Origin of the sequence: Streptomyces rhizosphaerihabitans (assembly GCF_025399795.1) — a bacterium.
Classification (GTDB): domain Bacteria; phylum Actinomycetota; class Actinomycetes; order Streptomycetales; family Streptomycetaceae; genus Streptomyces; species Streptomyces rhizosphaerihabitans.
The window spans coordinates 1-15,771 of the sequence record NZ_JAODTZ010000007.1 but is presented as its reverse complement, the minus strand read 5'-3'; the positions used below and the strand labels follow the sequence as shown (position 1 = coordinate 15,771).

The following is a 15,771-nucleotide window of genomic DNA, read 5'->3' as shown; positions in this document are numbered from 1 at the left end:
TCTCTGCCTCCTAAGCTCCTCTACATGAGTCAACCACAGGAAGCGACAGCGCCTCCCCTGCACTCCGTGTCCGTAGCGGGAGTAGTGGTGCGCGAGGACGGCCGCCTCCTGGCGATCCGCCGAGCCGACAACGGCACCTGGGAGCTCCCGGGCGGCATCCTCGAACTCGACGAGACCCCGGAAGCCGGCGTCGCACGCGAGGTCCTGGAGGAGACGGGCATCCACGTCGAGGTGGACGAACTCACCGGCGTCTACAAGAACTTGACCCGCGGCGTGGTGGCCCTGGTCTTCCGCTGCAAGCCGTCAGGTGGCACCGAACGGACCTCTACCGAGTCCACGGCGGTCTCGTGGCTCACGCCTGACGAGGTCAGCGAGCGCATGGCGGAAGCCTTCGCCATCAGGCTTTTGGACGCCCTGGACGGCAACGGTCCTCATGTGCGGAGCCATGACGGACAGCGCCTCATCCCAGCGGGATAAAACCTTCTCTCCTTCATCAAGCCCCGGCTGCGCTCCGCTCCGCCGGGCGGGCTCCCGGCTCCGCTCGGGGCGCCGCTCCTGCCTTCGGCCCGCTCCGCCCCGGCTGCGCCGACGCCCGCCCACAGGTGGATAGGCCAGGCGGCAAGCGTCGAGCACCCGACATACGCGGCCACCGGTCACGGACCATGCCTCCGGCGGGGGATCGGCCGGCACCGGGATGGAGGGGGCGCCGTTCCCGGCCGCGGGCACATCGTGGCGAGCGTGGCGGGCTCCCATCCCGTCCACCATCGCCCCAGGCAAAGCCGAGCAGACGCGGCCCATGGCGTCCAGGTCGTTCGTACAGTGGCGCGCTCCACCTGGACGCCATGAACCACGCCCGCTCCACGGTGTGTGGGTCGACGGCGGACGGGATGGGAGCTGGGGTAGGTGGTGGGTTGAGGTAGGACGGGGGCACCCGCGAGCCCCCACACAACTGTCGCTAGGGTGCCGCTTGAAGGAGGCGAGATGGCAGACAAGAACAGTCGGTGGCATCACCCGCATTGGCATCTGGTGTTCTTCGTGATGCCGCTTCTGATCTTCCTGACCATCGAAGACGACCGGATCATGCGGTTCCTCATGGCCTCATCGCTCACGATGGCGGCTATCCAGTACGGACGCGACTCGGCAAGGTGGGCGCGTGACAAGGCCGCCTCTAACCATGACATCAGCAGCTGACACCAACAGCCGCGAACGACAGCGGTCGAGGCCGAACCTGAGCGACCGACCAGCCGCGGTGCAGCACACGAGGACCGGCGTCGCCAGCTCCCCGTGATCGACCTGATAAGGATGAGGCCAGACCTCAAAGCCTGGGTCCGACGCGAGCATCGCCCTCAGCCGATCGACTGCGCCCCGCCGGCTTGACTCGGCCATTGAGACTCCGCCGACCTCGATGAAAGGTGTTGTACAAGGAGGGATCAATGCCAAATTTTCCGTGACCCTTGTCTCGTATTTGACGGCTCTCATCCCGCTGACCAGCGGTTTATGATCTCGGACATGCGTCATGCCATACCCCGTCTCGCCTTTCTCCTGCCCTTGATCGGATTGATCGCAGGGTGCGGAAGCGCCCAGACCCCCCAGCCCTCCCCGAGCCGAGCAAAGGTGAGCATCGACCCTTCAGCGGCACAGCACCGCAAGGAATACGAGACCGTTCGGGGGGAGCTGCTTCAAGCGGTGGCGCAGGTGGACGTGCCCGGTGGGTTTAGAGGAGACGGCGAAGAAGAGCCATCCGGCGATTACTGCTCGATCTTTCTTGACGGATTTGTGTCGGCGAAGAGTGCGGCTCACTCCCGAGAGGATGTGGCAGCGGCACTTCGGGCAGACGGCTGGAAGCAGATCCACTCCGGGGGCACTGATGAGAGTCTGCTCGCCCGTGGCACCTGGGCGGTTTTCGTCACACGCACAAACGCACCTCTCCTGGGTGCCGATGGCAAGGTGCTTCACGAACTCACGATCAAAGCCGACTGCAAGGGGAACTTGTAGTAGTGGAAAGTTGATCTGCGGTACAGCAGTGAAGTACCGCAACGACAGCAACCGACCATGACCCGCGGCACCCCTGAGGGACCTCACTGCGACCGCTATGGCCTCCGTTGACCGCTCTCTCTAGAGCTACGGATCAGAAGGTATAGCGTGGTTGGCGGTGAGGTCGTCCGCACGGTAAAGGCCGCGACCCGGGGTGCGACAAGGGTCGGCTGCCTCACCACCACCTCAAGCCCGTGCCACTCTCGTGCCAGAACGGGCGGGGACTCACGGGGACTCGGCGACAACAACGGTGCATGAGCGTGCACTTACCCCAGTGCACGTCTCCGCAGCTCACCCCAGCAACCACCCAACCTCGCTCCTAAAGCGGTGCTCAGCGGCAACCTCTTCGAGGCAGACGGTGCGGCTACTCGAAGGACGGAGCGGCTGCGACCAGCAGACTGCCCGTAACTGCGGTGGCTGTGGTGGGGTTGATGCTGCATTCATCTGCAACCGTCGTAGCCCAGCAATCCCCCCAGGTCGCTGCCCAGTCGCCGGCCAGGTCACTGTTGGGGTCGAGATCCTCGGGCTTGCCTGTGATGCCATAGGCATCGAGGAGCCGCCGCTCGACACCGAACGGTTCGCCCAGGGCGAGTGCCGGGTACTCACTGATCCAACGCCGGATGATCCGTCCTCCTTCGGCGATCAGCCATGCTTCCCCGTCGTTCTGCTCACTGTGGAAGAAGAGTTGGGCTTTGCCGAAGTGGCCGCTCAGCTCTCGGCACAGGTCGGTGATGTGCGCCGTCTGCTGTGGATAGGGCAGGCCGAAGTACGGTCCGACGACCAGAGTCCACCCCTGCATGGGTGGAGTGACGACGACGGTGGAGAACGGCTCCTCATCGTCGTGCGCCACCTCGTCGATGAGTTCCACGCCATCGGCCCAGGTGGTCTCCCGTACATCCGCCAAGCCGAGGACCTTGACCACTTCCGCCTGATCGGCCGACTCAACCGCGAGCCATGAGAGCCAACAAGCACGTATGCGCGGTGCGGAATCAGTAGTCCCCATGGCCTGCATCGTAGAGACGGGCAGAGCTCGCGCTCCTGGCCGGCAGCGGGCGAGCCACTGCACGGACGTGCCACAAGCGTGCCAGATCTCACGGAGAACCACGGGGAACAGCGGGGACCGAGTCGGCAACCCCGCAGGACCGCGTCCAGGTCCACCGCAGGTCAGAACAAGTTCTGCCTCCAGAAAACACAAGCTTCCCAAGCTGAGGTCTTGTCGCCTTGATCAGAGCGAGAGCGTCACGGTGCCCGTTCACTCAAAACTGATGGCTCCAGTCGGGTGGCCAACAGTAAAGTTGCGTCAGGTAACGGGAGTTAGGGCGCGATGTGGACTTCTCTGACCAAATTAGCCGACTGGCGCGAGCGCATCAGCTGGGAGCAGAGCTGTCGGCCGACATGCAGGCTTGGACGCGCAGTGACTCTTGTGGTGCCCGAGCAAGCATCGCCGAAGATCGACTTAGCTGGGAGCTGCGGCTCCAGGTCTCTCAGCCTCCGCCACTCGCCGAATGGGGCTTCCGCTTCGGTGAATCCGTCAACCACCTGCGGGCCACCCTCGACAATCTGGTCGTGGCCATCGCACGGCAGTCTGGTGTGACGGACGAGAGGCAGCTCAAGACGCTCATGTTCCCTATCTGCGGCACACCCAAGGAGTGGAAGAGCCGGCAGAAGGCGCTGGCTTGCTTGCCCGACTGGTGCCGCGACGCTCTAGAGCAGTTGCAACCGTTCCAGCGACCCGAGCACGGCGGCACGCTTGATGAAGACCTGCTATTGGCGCTGCGCGACCTAGACAACAGCACCAAGCACCATCTGCAGGTCAAGCCCGACCTGGCACCACAGGCCATCCAGCACGCGCCGGCGATCGAGTTCGAGACCGAAGAAGGGGCAGCCGCCAGCGTGCCGCCAGACACTGAAGTGATGGTTGCTCCCCTTGAAGATGGTGCCGTCTTGCTCCGGCATCGGACCAACGGCCGCATCAAGTCCGTCGAGGGGCGGTACAGCATCACGGTTCAAGTCCAGGTCGTCCTACCCGATAGTCGCGCTTTCGGCGTCACGGACCTGCTGGCAGCCCTGTGGGAGTACACAAGGGTCGTTATGGACCATGTGATCGGCACGGCCGAGCAAGCCTGGGCCTAGATGGTCGGCGGTCCGTCTCAGTTTCCGTCTCATTCAGCCCGATTCACGGCCGTTCAGAGAGGACCACACGCGGGGCGAGCGCCATGGGCCGACCGCACATGAACGCAGGTGAACGCCCCCGCACAAGCCCCGCTGGACCGCCAACACAGTTGGAAAGCGTGCGCCGACCGACGCTCACGCCAGAAGTGGTACGCGGCCGGCGCTGGCAGGTCACCTCGTGGCCATCGACGAAGCCCGACCGCCGGTTAGGTCCCGGACAAGTCTCCGGGCCGCCCCCAGACAGGCCGGGGATGAAACCATCCCTTCAGAGCTGGAACCCCCGGAAGCCGACCGCGCGCTTGAAACCATAGGCGCAGGCACTGACAACGGACCTGCCGGTGATCGACCGTTGAGCGGTGAGTGTCTAACTGCGTGACAACGCCGACGTACGGCAGCGGACGAGCGCACACACCTGCGGACCCTCAACGCAGGTGAGGGGCTCACCAGCTCAAGGCAGACCGTCCGCCCAAGTTGCTTCGGGACGAAGAGGTCGCACGGCTGCGTAGGTCACCGAGGTCAACGTCTCTGCCGAGCAACGAGCGCGCGAGACAAGCAGGCTCCGGATGGCGCAACCTTCAGGAGCCTGCTGCACGCCTACCTAGTCCCCGTTGGTCGAAGATCCTTCGGCCAACTCAATCCCTCGAACTCGCTGGAGCCAACGAACGACGGCGAACATCGCAGCGCCGCAGCCGCCAATCCAGCCCCACCCTTCCGTCAGGAGGGTGTGAACGCCGTCGTGTTTCGCGATATAGAGCACGAGCAATGCCGGTGGCAGTCCAATGAAGGCTTCCCGTCGGTTCCGCGTGGCCAACAACCAGTCGCAGGGACCCCACAGGCGGCCGAAGGCGTCTCGAAGGAAGAGTCGAACAGCGGCGACGAGGAACCCGAGTGCATATCGCCTCTGCTGCCAGGCTGTTAGGGGTGCACCATCCTCGGGCCGGCCTTCGAGGTCGGCCAGCCAGGCAGTGCGCATGTCGCGTCGTTCTCCGGCGATTCTGGCTGCGAGGGAGGTCCACGATTCTGCTCGTGGTTCTCGCCGCGGCTCGGCAGAAACGGCCTGTTCTTGCGGACGGGCGAAGTGGTGTCCTCCGTCGTCCTGGTTTTGGTCCTCAAGTCGGTTGGGAAAGCTCAGAATCGCCGTGGCGAGGTCGTTCTTGAGACGCCTCTGCGCTTCGGCTTCAGCCTTGCACTTCTCGCAGGTCGCGAGGTGCGCGAGTACGCGGTCTCTGCTTGTTGCACCGAGCTCTCCGTTGACCAACTCCGCCAGGCGTTCGTCGAGATGGCCATCCCGATCCCGACCCGGCTCAGGCTGGGGTTCGTAGCTCCCTGCCGACGTCATGCGGCACCGCCTGCAGGCCGGAGGCTGAACCGGGCACGGCGCGCGGCGCGAGCTTCCAGAGCTTCCACTGCCTGAGCACGCCCGGCGCCGGTGAACTCGTAGAACCGTCGGGCCGGACGCCCAGGATGAGCTTCCACTTCGTCACGGCTCGTGAGCCAGCCACGCTCAAGAAGACGGTCAAGAATCGGGTAGACAGTGCCAGGGCCGAGGTCCGCTTCACGGCAAATACTCAAACCCCACGCAGGCGCATCGGGCTTCGCGTCGAGGAGCACCCCCAAGACCGCCATGGTCGGCTTGGTGAGCCTGATATTGGTCATGTCCCAAGGAGACCATGTATCGAGTACGAACAACAACCGTATATCGAGTACGACCTATGTGAGTGATGGGCTGGAGTGCTAAACACAGTGTGGGAATCATCGGGGCGCCGCAAGTTGGAGAGCGCAGGTCAAAGGCCGTCCATGGCGCGCCCTGTCGGTTGGGGTGGTGCCTGCTCCTGCCCCTCGGCCTCCCTCACGGTTCGAGGAGAATTCTGGGAGAAGGTCTTCTCCCAGCGGCACCCTTGCGCCCAGCGAGACGACGTCATACCAATGGCTTGACCTGCGTAAACGTCAGCGAGGTCCGGTACGGGTCACACCCTGGCCTTATTCGGGACGAAGAAGTCGCCGCGCCAAAGCCTCGTCACCACGCTTCCACCGTCGCTACTTGCTCTGGTGGACGTCACCGGACTGCATGGCTGAGCACGGTGGGGGTGCAGCGAGGCACACGCGCGCCTGGTCGGTCTGCGCACCCGCCATTTGTGGCTGACTTTCGTGGGCTGAGGTTCAGACATCGCGGGACGGGTTCGCCTCGGCGTCGATATGCGCTGTGCCCGCAGCAGGCTGGCACAGCGCGACGGGGAGGGGAGTCCGATTGGTGTTCGGGCTCCCCTCCCCGTGTTGAAGGGAGGGCCGTCATCGGCAGGCGCCGGTGTGCGGACGCTTCTTCAGGTTCCGTGTGGTTCGTTCACCGCCAGCAGGTGACCGCGGCTGATCGCGACGCGGAGGACGTCTCGGAGGGCCCCGGTCAGTTCCTTCGCCAGCCGGTGCTTTTCCTCCGAGTCCGTGTCCTGGTCGTCGAGCGTTTCAGAGGCTCGCTCCAGGAGCTCGGCGGCCGTGCCGAGTTGGACCGCCTCGATGTTGTCCGCCAGGCGGGACATGAAGCCGTCCCGGTCGTCGGTGCTCAGGTAGCAGGGGTTGCCTCCGGGGCCCGACCATGGGAGAAGCCGCAGTTCGTCTTGTGTCGTCATCCTTGCGTCTGCCTCTCGTCGATCACGTGGTGGGTGGTGAAGACCGCGTCGATGCGGTCGCCCGGGAAGGCCAGCAGCGCGGCTTCGACAACGCGCCCGGCGGAGTCGGTCGCGGTGCGCGTGATGGCGAGGACGGGCACGGTGGAGCCGATCCGAAGGGCCGACGCTTCAGCCGGTGTCGGTGGGCGGGCGCATACCGTCTCCCGGACAGCGGCCGGCGGAGGACCGAGCACGGAGAATCTCGTGGCCGCTTCTCGGTAAGCGGATTCGTCGTCGAGGACTCCGGTCGGTGCCAGGTCGCGCGGGATGTAGATGCGGGCCAGTCCGTGCGGTGACGCTCCTTCGAGGCTGAGGCACGAGAACTCGGCGAGAGGGCTGCCCGCAGGGACGTTGAGCAAGGCGGTGAGCTGTCCGTGCGCTTGAACCGTGGTGGTGCGAACGGTGACGCGCAGAGCTGTTTCGGCCGCGGTCCACGGGTCCAGGGTTCCCCAGCCGCCGACGTACATGATCTTGCGGAGGGGGGGACGGACGAAGTTGCCCTTGCCGTGGATCTTCTCGACGAGGCCCTCCACCTGAAGCACGGAGAGAGCTCTCCGTAGCGTCACCGTGCTGACCTTGTACCGGTCGGCCAAGTCGGCTTCGGACCGCAGGCGTTCACCGGGCTGGATGCGGCCGGTCGCGATCTGGCGGCGGAGGTCGTCCGCGATGTTGTGGTGACGAGAGGGCACGGACACGGTCACCGCCTTCTCATCGACCGCACGGCGACGAGCCGGGTACGCGCGTGGATGGTCAGCAGCTCGCCCGACTCGAAGACCAGTTGCTTGGCCCCCTGGGAAAGCTGGAAGAGGTCTCTCACCCGGCAGGCACGGCCGCCGAGTTGGATGACGTCGCCGCGCTGCACGGTGGCCGCGGTGACCTCGACTCTGGCGACCAGCGCACCGCCGGGGGCCCATGCGTTCATCGCTCCACCTCCGCGGTGGGGAACCGGTCGGCTGCCGGGTGGCACGGGCAGTCGCACGCTTCGTAGATCACAGGAAGGTCGACCGCGGCCGAAGCCGGGGAGGACTCCGCACAGGCGGGGTGCGTGCCGATGCGGCAGGCCGTCGAGCGGCAGGGAACGGCCGAGGCGTCCGCGCTACGGAGATGTCGGCGAGACGGCATTGAGGACATCGAGGGCATCAGTGGACCCCCGCCAGGGCCGCCCACGCTCTGATCGGCAGATGGCGAGCGACGACCACTGAGCGTGTGCGCACACGCTTCTCCCAGGCCAGCACGTACGGGCGGACGAGGGCGATTTCCTCACCGGCGAGCGAGTGACGGTGGTCCGCGTCGATGGAAGCCCGGCCGAGGATGACCGTCAACGGGTCAGCGGACGCGGGAAAAGCGGAAGCGCTCGGTGGTCGGGCGGGCGTTAAAGGGCGGCGGTGCCTGCCCTTGGCGGAGTGACGCGCCCTGGTGAGCGAGACGGCACGGCGGATACGGTTGAGCACGCTGCTCAGCTCCTATCGCTGATGGCTCGGTCCCCCGACGTCGCCCGTCGTGGGGACCGCTTTGCGTACGACCGCCCAAAGGGTGCGGCCGTTCAGGCTGGTGGCGAGGAGCCCGAATCGATCTGCCTCGGCCACCACTTCCAGGACCTCCCGCCATGACTCCGCGGAGAGTGATTCCGGCACCTCCGCCTCGATCGACGTGTGTCGGTTGTGTTCCTCCAGGCGCGTGGAGAGCCCGGCGGCGGACAGCCGTGCGGCGATGGCCGCCGCGCTAACTCCCGAAGCGGGCACAGGGCAGCCTCCGTCACCGGCAATCACTTTGCGTGAAGCTAGTTAACTAGATTAGAGCTAGTGGACTAGATTTTCCATATGTCTGAGCAGCCGCCTTATCTCCGCATCGCCGACGAACTCCGGCGGCGTATCGCGGAGCACGTCTGGGAGCCGGGGGACCGCCTCCCCTCCCGCGCCCAGATCGGCCAGGAGTGCGGTGTGGGCGAGAACGTGGTGCGCCGGGCACAGGAGTTGCTGATCTCCCAGGGCGTGTTGGAGGGGCGGGCTGGTTCGGGCACGTACGTCGCCGAACCCCGGCGGCGGGTTCGGGTCGTCCGTTCATCGGCGCGCGAGCAGCCCGACGGGTCACCGTTCCGCGCGGACATGAAGGCTGTCGGCAGACAGGGGGATTGGGAAAGCCGGACCGATGCCAAGGTGCCGGCACCAGCGGAGATCGCGGCGCGTCTCGGCATCGTCGACGGCGAGCTGTGCGTCCGGACGGCGTACGAGTTCCTGGCCGACGGCAGGCCGGTGCAGCTGTCCACGAGCTGGGAGCCCTACGACCTCACCGCCGGCACTCTCGTCGTCCTCCCCGAGGGAGGGCCGCACGCCGGAGCGGGTGTTGTGAACCGGATGGCCGCCATCGGTATCACCGTCAGCCATGCCGTGGAACAGCCGGAGCCGCGGCAGGCGTCCGCCGAGGAGGCGTCGCTACTCGGCATTCAGAAGGCCGCGCTCGTCACGCACATCCGGCGGACGTACTACAGCGACGACGGACGGCCCGTGGAGACAGCGGACATCGTGGTGCCCGCCACTCACTGCGAGATCGTCTACGAGATCCCGATCAACCGCTAGCCGACGCACGCTTGGCGACAGCTGAAGTGGTGCCTAGCAGCCAGCCGTGCCCTCAACTCTCCTGGTCCTCAACCAGGCCGATGGCGAAGGGGAACCCCTTCAGGAAATCGCGCCTCGCAGGGTCTTGCTCCGCTTCGGCCAAGTCCGCGAGCGCTCGCAAAAGCCGTTCGCGTTGGCTGGAGGGCAGGCGCAGCAACTCTCCGCCGACGCTCTCCATCATCTTCACCGCGGAATCGGGATCTACTTCCTCATCCCCGCAGCTCTCCAGCCACCACACGACATCGACGAGCACGCCGGTGAGTGCCGGCACGAGCGGATCCCTGTCATTCATGGGTGCAACGTAGCCGAGCCCTACGACAGCGCTTCGCGGGTCGGTGAGTGCCTGACGACGTCGCTGCGGGACGCAATCGTCGTTCCGCTAGGGTGCGCCGCATGACCGGCGACGCCCCGGCCTGCCCTGATTGCGGCCAGCCCATGGAGTCTGGGGGCTTCGTACTGTCCCTGCGGGAGGACGACGGCCAAAGGATCTGCCGGTCGCTGTGGAGATGTGCCGGTCGGCACGTCTGGTGGGGCTGGGCAGACCGGCCGCACGAGCCATTGGATGCCTGTCCGGTGCCAGAGTTGTTCCGCTGACCTTCAACTGCACGCGGTATGTGCGGGCGTAGCCCCAGGCGCGTTGGCATCCGGATCTGTCGAATGCGTGTCGAAGTTGCCGAACACCCGGACCTGGCGCCCGGAAACGACCAGGTCAGGCATGCCCGCGAGAGGGTCCGCTCCAGCGCCTTCTAAGCGCTTGGCCGCAGGTTCGAGTCCTGCCGGGGGCGCCAGTCTCCGCCCTCCCCTTCGGGAGGGCTTTTTGCTGGTCAGAAGTGGTTCGTCCGATCGCGTGGGGTACCTGATCACCCCCAGGGGATCATCGAGGGCAGCCTGGCGCTGTCCGGCTGTCACCGGGCTTTTTGCGGGTGACCGCGTCGCATGCTTGTCGAGGTTCCGGCGGGGCGGCTCGCCCGTCAGGACACCTCGGGGAGGTCCGTCCCGGCCCTGATGTCCAGTTTCTTCCCGATCTCTGGGTGAGCCGTGCGGAACAGCAGTTCGCGCCACTGGTCTTCTCCGGTCTCTTCCGCCGGTAGACGGACGTCCGTGACGACCATCGCCGCAACCTCCTCGGGTGGCGGCTCGGCGTAGTCCATCGTGGCGAAGAAGACGCGTGCAGCCGCTTGCCGTCGCGAGGACGCCGGCGTACCCGGCCCGGCAGACGAGCCGCCTGATCCGGGTTGAGGTTTTCGTCTCCCGACCGCGACCCATCCGCCGGACCTGCGCCCGGATGGCCGAGGGCTGGCCAGCTCGCGAAGGGCTGGGGCGAAGGGGGCCCGCGATGACTACGACTGTGCGTCGATGTCGACGTGGGACAGGTCGCCTGCCATGTCGTTTAGCTTCGAGCCGGGGTGGGCTCGGGCGGGGCGCAGGATCGCGGCACGGGCATAGCTCACGGTGTGGTCCTGGTCCTGCGCCGGTCCGTCCAGCAGATGCCAGGCTCCGGAGGCAGGTTGGAAGCAGAGGGCGTATTCGGCCTCGTCCACATCGTGGCCGGGGCTGCTGCATAGATTGCCTGTGGGATAACTCGCTCGGAAGACTGAGATGATCGGAAGACTGGGATGAGGTGAGGCCCGGCATTGCTGGGGCTCTCGCCTCAAGATTCGCTCAATTTTGCGTACAGCATACTTTTTGATCCCTAGGCTCTGTGATCGACGGTCTGACCAACCGTTTCCGCCTACAGGAAACCAGGGGGGCAAGTGCGCCTACTTGCAGACTCGATAGTGTTCGCAAGGGTCGTGGTCTTGGAGATATCGACCCCGGAATTTGTTGCTGACTCAACCGCATCTCCCGCGGCCGCCACGGCAACGCCTCAAGACGGCGACGGCGATAGCGCAGAATTGCGATGCAACGGCACCAGCGAAACGGAAAACATGGACTTCACGGCCAAGGTGTCTGAGGCCGTCGGCGACGGCTTCAGTGGCCGGATCGTGATTAAGGGCAGTGCCGTACTGGCCGAAGTCGGTCCCCAGTGCAGTGTCACGTCGCACGCATCGGTAACCGCCGAACTCGGCAACGTGGTCCACGTCCACGTCAAGCACGTTCCTCCGCGCAAGGCCGTCCATGCGCGATACGGCGTGTGGCGCCGCAAGTTCACCGGCACCGCCGACTATCAGCACCACACCTGCTGCCTGACGCAGAACAAGGTCACAGGCTACGGCCCCATGCGTGCCGGGTGGTGCACATGGGGAGAATAGGGATACTCGTTCCGGTAGTCCTGCTTGCGTTGACCGGGTGTACCGGTGCGACGTCAACCAGCAGTCGGGCGACTGCGAGTGAGGCGCCGGTTGAAAAGGCTTCGTCCGGTACGCCCTCCGCCGCTCCTTCCGTCACATTCTCCGTCGCCTCGGACTCTCGCATTCCACCTCAACTTCCAGACGCACAGAAGATTTTTATCAAAACAGGCGGAAAGGTCGGCCCTCACTCATTTCCGGCGATCCCTCAAATTCGACGGGGAACTCTGGAGGTCGCGGTGAGTTGTTCGGGTTCCGGGACCATCGAAGTCGATGTCGGCGCTCTCGTGAGCTTTACCGTCGTCTGCGTAAACGGAGATCCTGGGCAATTCAATGAAGTGGATCTAAGTCGCAGCCACAAGAACGTGGCTGTTTCGGTTACTGGCAAGACAAGTGGGTTCTGGGGACTCTCGGTGGGATGGACAAAGGCCGTCGGCCCTCGCGATTAGCTTCGATCTTCTGTAGCGGCCCGGCGGCTTGTCCGGCGGGCTGTTTCGGAGGGCTGGCTCGTGCCAGACGCCTGCCAGATCGAGCGGGGAACACCGGGAACACCGGGGAACGCAGTCCGCGGCCATAGAGTGCCGCCACCCGTCTGCCGCAGGTCAGTCAGGTGCCCGCCCTTGAATCACCCAAGTTCCCCAAGCTGATGGCACTCTCTCCTGCGCTCCGCCGTCATCGGACTCATGTCCGAGTTGCTCTGGCCTTCGAAGGCTCCTACTTCAGAAGACGTTCGTCGGTATTGGGCAAAGACCGCAGCCGCTCTGCCCGTCGGAGCCCACGTCGCAGGACCCGTCATCGGCAGGCAGCAGGTCGGTGTCGTCAGCCGGATCGACGGGGACGCCGATGTGGTTGGCCTTGCTGAAGTCGGGATGAGCGTGCCGCGCCACATGGAGTTGCCCGACCAGTGGCCTGTCGGTTTCGAATCGGCCCAGCCCTTTCCGGGTGCTCGGCCACATGTTTGAGTCCCGCCGGGGGTGCGAGTCTCCAGGGGGCGAGTCTCCCGGCCCGGCCGCCCGAGCCGGTCCACCCGGCCGTCCCGGTCACCTCAGTGTGTGTGATGTCCTGCCCGAGGCCGCGTCGATCTCGTCGTGGGCCTTGGTCAGGAGTTGCATGGCGAGTTCGTTCAGGGCCCTCGCGCCCGCGACCTCCTCGCCGACCCTGGGCTGGTTCGAGTCGGAGGGGTGACGGCTGGCGTACCCGTGGGCGCGTACTTCGCTTCCGTCTGGGAGTCGCAGGAGGGCGGCCGCGCGGGTGCGGTGGTCGTCCTCCTGGAATTCCATCTCGACGTGCCATCCGACCGTGGTCCGTGCCTGCGTCGCTGTCATCTGTGTCATCGCGATCACCTCCGAAGCCGCCGCCCCCTGGTGAAGCCCCTAGAAGAAGTGTGCTCCTCGGGCAGGCCGGGCACGAGGCGAGGACGCCGAGGGTCACGCGACGTGGCCGGGTGGTGCCGACAGGTGGTGACCGGTGGCCGGGCGGTCGCTCGGCATCGGCCTGATGCCGCTCGGGCAGGCACGCCCGCACGGCGAAGCCTGCCAGGCGACCGTGGGTGGACGCGTGAGGGTGCGTGGCGAGGTGCCTGACCGGGCGGGATCGGCAGGATTTGAGGCGGGCAGGCGGTCATCCATGGCCGCAGTGAGCATCGAAGTCGGCTCGGTCGTTGAGGCTCCGCCGATCTGGACTTCGAGGTCTCGCGCCAGGGCGAAGCGTGGAGGGCGCCGACCGGAGACCTCGGACGCTCAAGTTCTCCTCAGGGAATCGATCATGTGATCGTCGCGTGCGTGGTTGCCCCGTAGTGTCCAAGTGCTCGACCGCCACGGGGCGGTCTCCCGGAAGGTGTCACATGGGCGTCGGTGCCGAGGCCTCCGGAAGCGTGACGGTCGGAGCGGGACACGACTACTCCCATGGCATCGGCCGCGGGAAATACGGACACGTGGATGGAATGACTCGATGACTCCGGAGGCCTCGGCATGATCGATTCGAGCCCGCGGGCCTGGCTCGCCGTGTGCGTCGTGGCGGCGTCGGTATTCCTGCTCACCTCGTGCACGTCCGACAGCGGTGAGGACAAGGCCGCCGGCACTCCGTCGTCGCAGTCCGCGTCGAGCGAGCCTCCCGCGGAAACCGGGCCGTCCGAGAAGAAGCTCACCGAGGAGGCCCAGGCCGCCCTGGCCGCCGTCCACGGCGGGAGGATGATCGAGGCCGGAGCGGAGCGCGTGACCGACGGCATCCACACCGAGCCCACCCTGAGCGAGGGCAAGACGTACAGGCTCGACCTGGTTTGCGTCGGCGGTGGAAGCGCACGGTTGGCACTCTCACCGGTGAGTACTGGCACAGAGACCGAGATGCCGTGCGATCGGTCGGTGGTCCAGCAGCGGATCACCGCGCACAAGCAGGTACGCGTCGACGTCGACGGCGTCGAGGGATCGACCGGCGTGATCGCCTGGCGGATAGACGCGAGCTGATCCGGGCATTCATGAGCGACGTCCGCTTGGTTGCCGGGCGGCGTCAGGAAATAGCGGCGTACGCATCAGGCCCTTGAGCGGTTCTCGGTGCAGGGGATCGGCTGATCCGCGAGCCCCAGTCGTAGATCGGCACCAGGCCGGCGTGACGCGGCCGGACGGATCCGGGCTGTCCTGGTGCGGCTCGGCGCTGTCCGCAGAGTGGTTCGGCGAGGGATGGAGCCGACGGTCACTCTCCGGTGCGGGCATCACTCGGTCGGGTCCTCGACCGTCCCCGGGCCGTGCGAGGCCGCTCGGCTGCGACCGTCGACGACGGTCAGTGACAGGGCGGCTACGAGCAGGGCGGTGAACGGCCAGGTCACGGCCCCGGGACCGAACGCGTTTCCCCCGAGGGGTAGCCGTCAGGCAAGATGGGGTGTTACTTGCCGAACGAGGGCATGAAACAGCCCCTCACCAGCGGTTTTCCCGTCGATGAGGGGCCGTGTCAGGCGGCTTGGGCCGTCTCTGGGCCGTCGTGGGCGTGACCGGCGGCCCGGTACATCGCGCTGATGGCTTTCCGGGTCCTGGTCTCGCTGCTCGGCATCAGGTGCGTGTACACGCGGAGCGTGAAGCCCGGGTCACTGTGGCCGAGGTAGAGGCTCAGCGCCTTGATGTTCTCTCCGGCGTCCAGGAGGACCGAGGCGTAGAAGTGCCTCAAGGCATGCATTCCGTGCTCACGGGCCGCCGCGTACCGCTCTCCCCTCTCAGGGGTCGGGATGATGCCGGCCGAGGCAAGCGCAGGCTTCCACCGCTCGTCATTGAAGCCGTTGCTCCAGAGGGCCGTGCCGACGCTGCTCGTGAAGAGGAGTCGGTGCGCCACCTTGGGTCCGGTCGGCGTCACCCACGGCAAGGTCACCTCAACCGGTGGGAAGCGCTTCATGTGCTCGATCAACGCCGTGGACACCTCGGGATCCAGCGGAACGTCCCGGAGCTTGCCCCGCTTCGGGGGAGCGAAGACGAGGGAGCCGCGGACCTTCTTCACCTGCTGCCGCACGTAGAGCCAGCCGAGATCTCCGAGGTTGTCGACCGCGAGACCGAAGATCTCGCCTTGGCGGAGTCCGCACCCTGCGCCGACGTCCGTCATGGCCTGGTAGCGATCGGGCAGTCCCGCACGTACGGCGAAGACCTGCGAGGCCGACCATGGACGCACACGTGTGGGCGCGGGACGAGGCGCTTTGACCGATCGAGCCCGGCAAGGATTCAAGCCCCGGCTGCGCTCCGCTCCGCCGGGCGCGCTTCCCGGCTTCGCTGCGCGCCGCGCTCCTGCCTTCGGCCCGCTCGCGCGCGCTGCGCCGACGCGCGCCCACATGTGGATAGGGCGGTGGCCATGAGCCGATCACCGCATAGCGCGGCCACGGTCAGAGCAGTGCCTCCGGCGGGGGATCGGCCGGCACCGGGATGGAGGGGGCGCCGTTCCCGACCGCGGGTCCCTTGTGGCGTGCGCGGGGTGCTCTCATCCCGTCCACCGTCGACCCAGGCAGAGCCGAGCAGACGCGGCCCC

19 protein-coding genes, 1 tRNA gene and 1 pseudogene are annotated in these 15,771 nt (G+C 66.2%); 8 read left to right on the top strand and 13 right to left on the bottom strand.

Annotation, left to right across the window (positions count from 1 at the left end):
* The first annotated feature begins 24 nt into the window (after positions 1–24).
* The 3 genes from N4G66_RS09025 (at position 25) to N4G66_RS09015 (ending at position 1,995) form a co-directional block, all read left to right on the top strand.
* Positions 25–477 carry an NUDIX hydrolase gene (locus tag N4G66_RS09025; RefSeq protein WP_261703480.1) on the top strand — a complete coding sequence of 151 codons (453 nt, stop codon included), beginning with the start codon at positions 25–27 and terminating at the stop codon, positions 475–477.
* A gap of 504 nt (positions 478–981) precedes the next feature.
* Positions 982–1,191, top strand: a complete 210-nt coding sequence (locus N4G66_RS09020; RefSeq protein ID WP_261703479.1) for a hypothetical protein — start codon at positions 982–984, stop codon at positions 1,189–1,191.
* Positions 1,192–1,509: 318 nt separating this feature from the next.
* A complete protein-coding gene (locus tag N4G66_RS09015; protein WP_261703478.1) occupies positions 1,510–1,995 on the top strand; it encodes a hypothetical protein in 486 nt (161 codons plus the stop codon).
* Between the two features lie 403 nt (positions 1,996–2,398).
* Here the strand turns inward: N4G66_RS09015 and N4G66_RS09010 are convergent, their stop codons facing one another.
* Positions 2,399–3,037, bottom strand: a complete 639-nt coding sequence (locus N4G66_RS09010; RefSeq protein WP_261703477.1) for a hypothetical protein — start codon at positions 3,035–3,037, stop codon at positions 2,399–2,401.
* A 323-nt stretch (positions 3,038–3,360) separates the two neighbouring features.
* On the opposite strand from N4G66_RS09010, the gene N4G66_RS09005 reads away from it, so the two are divergent.
* Positions 3,361–4,167: a hypothetical protein gene (locus tag N4G66_RS09005; protein WP_261703476.1), complete on the top strand. Its 807-nt coding sequence runs from the start codon at positions 3,361–3,363 to the stop codon at positions 4,165–4,167.
* 637 nt (positions 4,168–4,804) lie between these two features.
* Here the strand turns inward: N4G66_RS09005 and N4G66_RS45855 are convergent.
* From N4G66_RS45855 to N4G66_RS08970, 7 genes are all read right to left on the bottom strand, one after another.
* Positions 4,805–5,545, bottom strand: a complete 741-nt coding sequence (locus tag N4G66_RS45855; RefSeq protein ID WP_391858781.1) for an anti-sigma factor family protein — start codon at positions 5,543–5,545, stop codon at positions 4,805–4,807.
* Positions 5,542–5,862 carry a PadR family transcriptional regulator gene (locus N4G66_RS08995; RefSeq protein ID WP_261703475.1) on the bottom strand — a complete coding sequence of 107 codons (321 nt, stop codon included), beginning with the start codon at positions 5,860–5,862 and terminating at the stop codon, positions 5,542–5,544. Before N4G66_RS08995 ends, N4G66_RS45855 begins: the two co-directional genes overlap by 4 nt.
* 665 nt (positions 5,863–6,527) lie before the next feature.
* Complete coding sequence (locus N4G66_RS08990; RefSeq protein ID WP_261703474.1) at positions 6,528–6,830, bottom strand: hypothetical protein; 303 nt, start codon at positions 6,828–6,830, stop codon at positions 6,528–6,530.
* The gene (locus N4G66_RS08985; protein WP_261703473.1) at positions 6,827–7,570 is read right to left on the bottom strand and encodes a GntR family transcriptional regulator; all 744 of its coding nucleotides are present in this window, start codon (positions 7,568–7,570) and stop codon (positions 6,827–6,829) included. Before N4G66_RS08985 ends, N4G66_RS08990 begins: the two co-directional genes overlap by 4 nt.
* Positions 7,567–7,791: a hypothetical protein gene (locus N4G66_RS08980; RefSeq protein ID WP_261703472.1), complete on the bottom strand. Its 225-nt coding sequence runs from the start codon at positions 7,789–7,791 to the stop codon at positions 7,567–7,569. The genes N4G66_RS08985 and N4G66_RS08980 overlap by 4 nt, the downstream gene beginning before the upstream one ends.
* A 217-nt stretch (positions 7,792–8,008) precedes the next feature.
* Positions 8,009–8,191 carry a hypothetical protein gene (locus N4G66_RS08975; RefSeq protein WP_261703471.1) on the bottom strand — a complete coding sequence of 61 codons (183 nt, stop codon included), beginning with the start codon at positions 8,189–8,191 and terminating at the stop codon, positions 8,009–8,011.
* Positions 8,192–8,332: 141 nt separating this feature from the next.
* Positions 8,333–8,611, bottom strand: a complete 279-nt coding sequence (locus N4G66_RS08970; RefSeq protein WP_261703470.1) for a hypothetical protein — start codon at positions 8,609–8,611, stop codon at positions 8,333–8,335.
* 78 nt (positions 8,612–8,689) lie between these two features.
* On the opposite strand from N4G66_RS08970, the gene N4G66_RS08965 reads away from it, so the two are divergent.
* Positions 8,690–9,445: a GntR family transcriptional regulator gene (locus N4G66_RS08965; RefSeq protein WP_261703469.1), complete on the top strand. Its 756-nt coding sequence runs from the start codon at positions 8,690–8,692 to the stop codon at positions 9,443–9,445.
* A 52-nt stretch (positions 9,446–9,497) separates the two neighbouring features.
* On the opposite strand, the gene N4G66_RS08960 is transcribed toward N4G66_RS08965, so the two are convergent.
* On the bottom strand, positions 9,498–9,776 hold the full coding sequence (locus N4G66_RS08960; protein ID WP_261703468.1) for a hypothetical protein: 279 nt from the start codon (positions 9,774–9,776) through the stop codon (positions 9,498–9,500).
* 425 nt (positions 9,777–10,201) lie between these two features.
* Here N4G66_RS08960 and N4G66_RS08955 point away from each other — a divergent pair.
* Positions 10,202–10,272 (top strand) — tRNA-Arg (locus N4G66_RS08955).
* A gap of 183 nt (positions 10,273–10,455) precedes the next feature.
* Here the strand turns inward: N4G66_RS08955 and N4G66_RS08950 are convergent.
* The gene (locus N4G66_RS08950; protein WP_261703467.1) at positions 10,456–10,635 is read right to left on the bottom strand and encodes a hypothetical protein; all 180 of its coding nucleotides are present in this window, start codon (positions 10,633–10,635) and stop codon (positions 10,456–10,458) included.
* A gap of 189 nt (positions 10,636–10,824) precedes the next feature.
* Complete coding sequence (locus N4G66_RS08945) at positions 10,825–11,025, bottom strand: hypothetical protein (RefSeq protein ID WP_261703466.1); 201 nt, start codon at positions 11,023–11,025, stop codon at positions 10,825–10,827.
* 258 nt (positions 11,026–11,283) lie between these two features.
* On the opposite strand from N4G66_RS08945, the gene N4G66_RS08940 reads away from it, so the two are divergent.
* The gene (locus N4G66_RS08940; RefSeq protein ID WP_261703465.1) at positions 11,284–11,736 is read left to right on the top strand and encodes a hypothetical protein; all 453 of its coding nucleotides are present in this window, start codon (positions 11,284–11,286) and stop codon (positions 11,734–11,736) included.
* A gap of 1,076 nt (positions 11,737–12,812) precedes the next feature.
* Here the strand turns inward: N4G66_RS08940 and N4G66_RS08935 are convergent.
* Entirely contained in the window at positions 12,813–13,106 is a 294-nt protein-coding gene (locus N4G66_RS08935; RefSeq protein ID WP_261703464.1) for a DUF1876 domain-containing protein, read from the bottom strand.
* Between the two features lie 636 nt (positions 13,107–13,742).
* Here N4G66_RS08935 and N4G66_RS08930 point away from each other — a divergent pair.
* The gene (locus N4G66_RS08930) at positions 13,743–14,234 is read left to right on the top strand and encodes a hypothetical protein (RefSeq protein WP_261703463.1); all 492 of its coding nucleotides are present in this window, start codon (positions 13,743–13,745) and stop codon (positions 14,232–14,234) included.
* Between the two features lie 481 nt (positions 14,235–14,715).
* On the opposite strand, the pseudogene N4G66_RS08925 reads toward N4G66_RS08930, so the two are convergent.
* Positions 14,716–15,471: pseudogene (locus tag N4G66_RS08925) on the bottom strand (tyrosine-type recombinase/integrase); the annotation flags it as partial.
* Positions 15,472–15,771: the final 300 nt, after the last annotated feature.

What these genes read in the sequence shown, in the direction of transcription:
- N4G66_RS09025 (WP_261703480.1), top strand. Translation starts at nt 25, where the DNA reads ATGAGTCAACCACAGGAAGCGACAGCGCCTCCCCTGCACTCCGTGTCC.
- N4G66_RS09020 (WP_261703479.1), top strand. Translation starts at nt 982, where the DNA reads ATGGCAGACAAGAACAGTCGGTGGCATCACCCGCATTGGCATCTGGTG.
- N4G66_RS09015 (WP_261703478.1), top strand. Translation starts at nt 1,510, where the DNA reads ATGCGTCATGCCATACCCCGTCTCGCCTTTCTCCTGCCCTTGATCGGA.
- N4G66_RS09010 (WP_261703477.1), bottom strand. Translation starts at nt 3,037, where the DNA reads ATGGGGACTACTGATTCCGCACCGCGCATACGTGCTTGTTGGCTCTCA.
- N4G66_RS45855 (WP_391858781.1), bottom strand. Translation starts at nt 5,545, where the DNA reads ATGACGTCGGCAGGGAGCTACGAACCCCAGCCTGAGCCGGGTCGGGAT.
- N4G66_RS08995 (WP_261703475.1), bottom strand. Translation starts at nt 5,862, where the DNA reads ATGACCAATATCAGGCTCACCAAGCCGACCATGGCGGTCTTGGGGGTG.
- N4G66_RS08990 (WP_261703474.1), bottom strand. Translation starts at nt 6,830, where the DNA reads ATGACGACACAAGACGAACTGCGGCTTCTCCCATGGTCGGGCCCCGGA.
- N4G66_RS08980 (WP_261703472.1), bottom strand. Translation starts at nt 7,791, where the DNA reads ATGAACGCATGGGCCCCCGGCGGTGCGCTGGTCGCCAGAGTCGAGGTC.
- N4G66_RS08965 (WP_261703469.1), top strand. Translation starts at nt 8,690, where the DNA reads ATGTCTGAGCAGCCGCCTTATCTCCGCATCGCCGACGAACTCCGGCGG.
- N4G66_RS08960 (WP_261703468.1), bottom strand. Translation starts at nt 9,776, where the DNA reads ATGAATGACAGGGATCCGCTCGTGCCGGCACTCACCGGCGTGCTCGTC.
- N4G66_RS08950 (WP_261703467.1), bottom strand. Translation starts at nt 10,635, where the DNA reads ATGGACTACGCCGAGCCGCCACCCGAGGAGGTTGCGGCGATGGTCGTC.
- N4G66_RS08935 (WP_261703464.1), bottom strand. Translation starts at nt 13,106, where the DNA reads ATGACACAGATGACAGCGACGCAGGCACGGACCACGGTCGGATGGCAC.
- N4G66_RS08930 (WP_261703463.1), top strand. Translation starts at nt 13,743, where the DNA reads ATGATCGATTCGAGCCCGCGGGCCTGGCTCGCCGTGTGCGTCGTGGCG.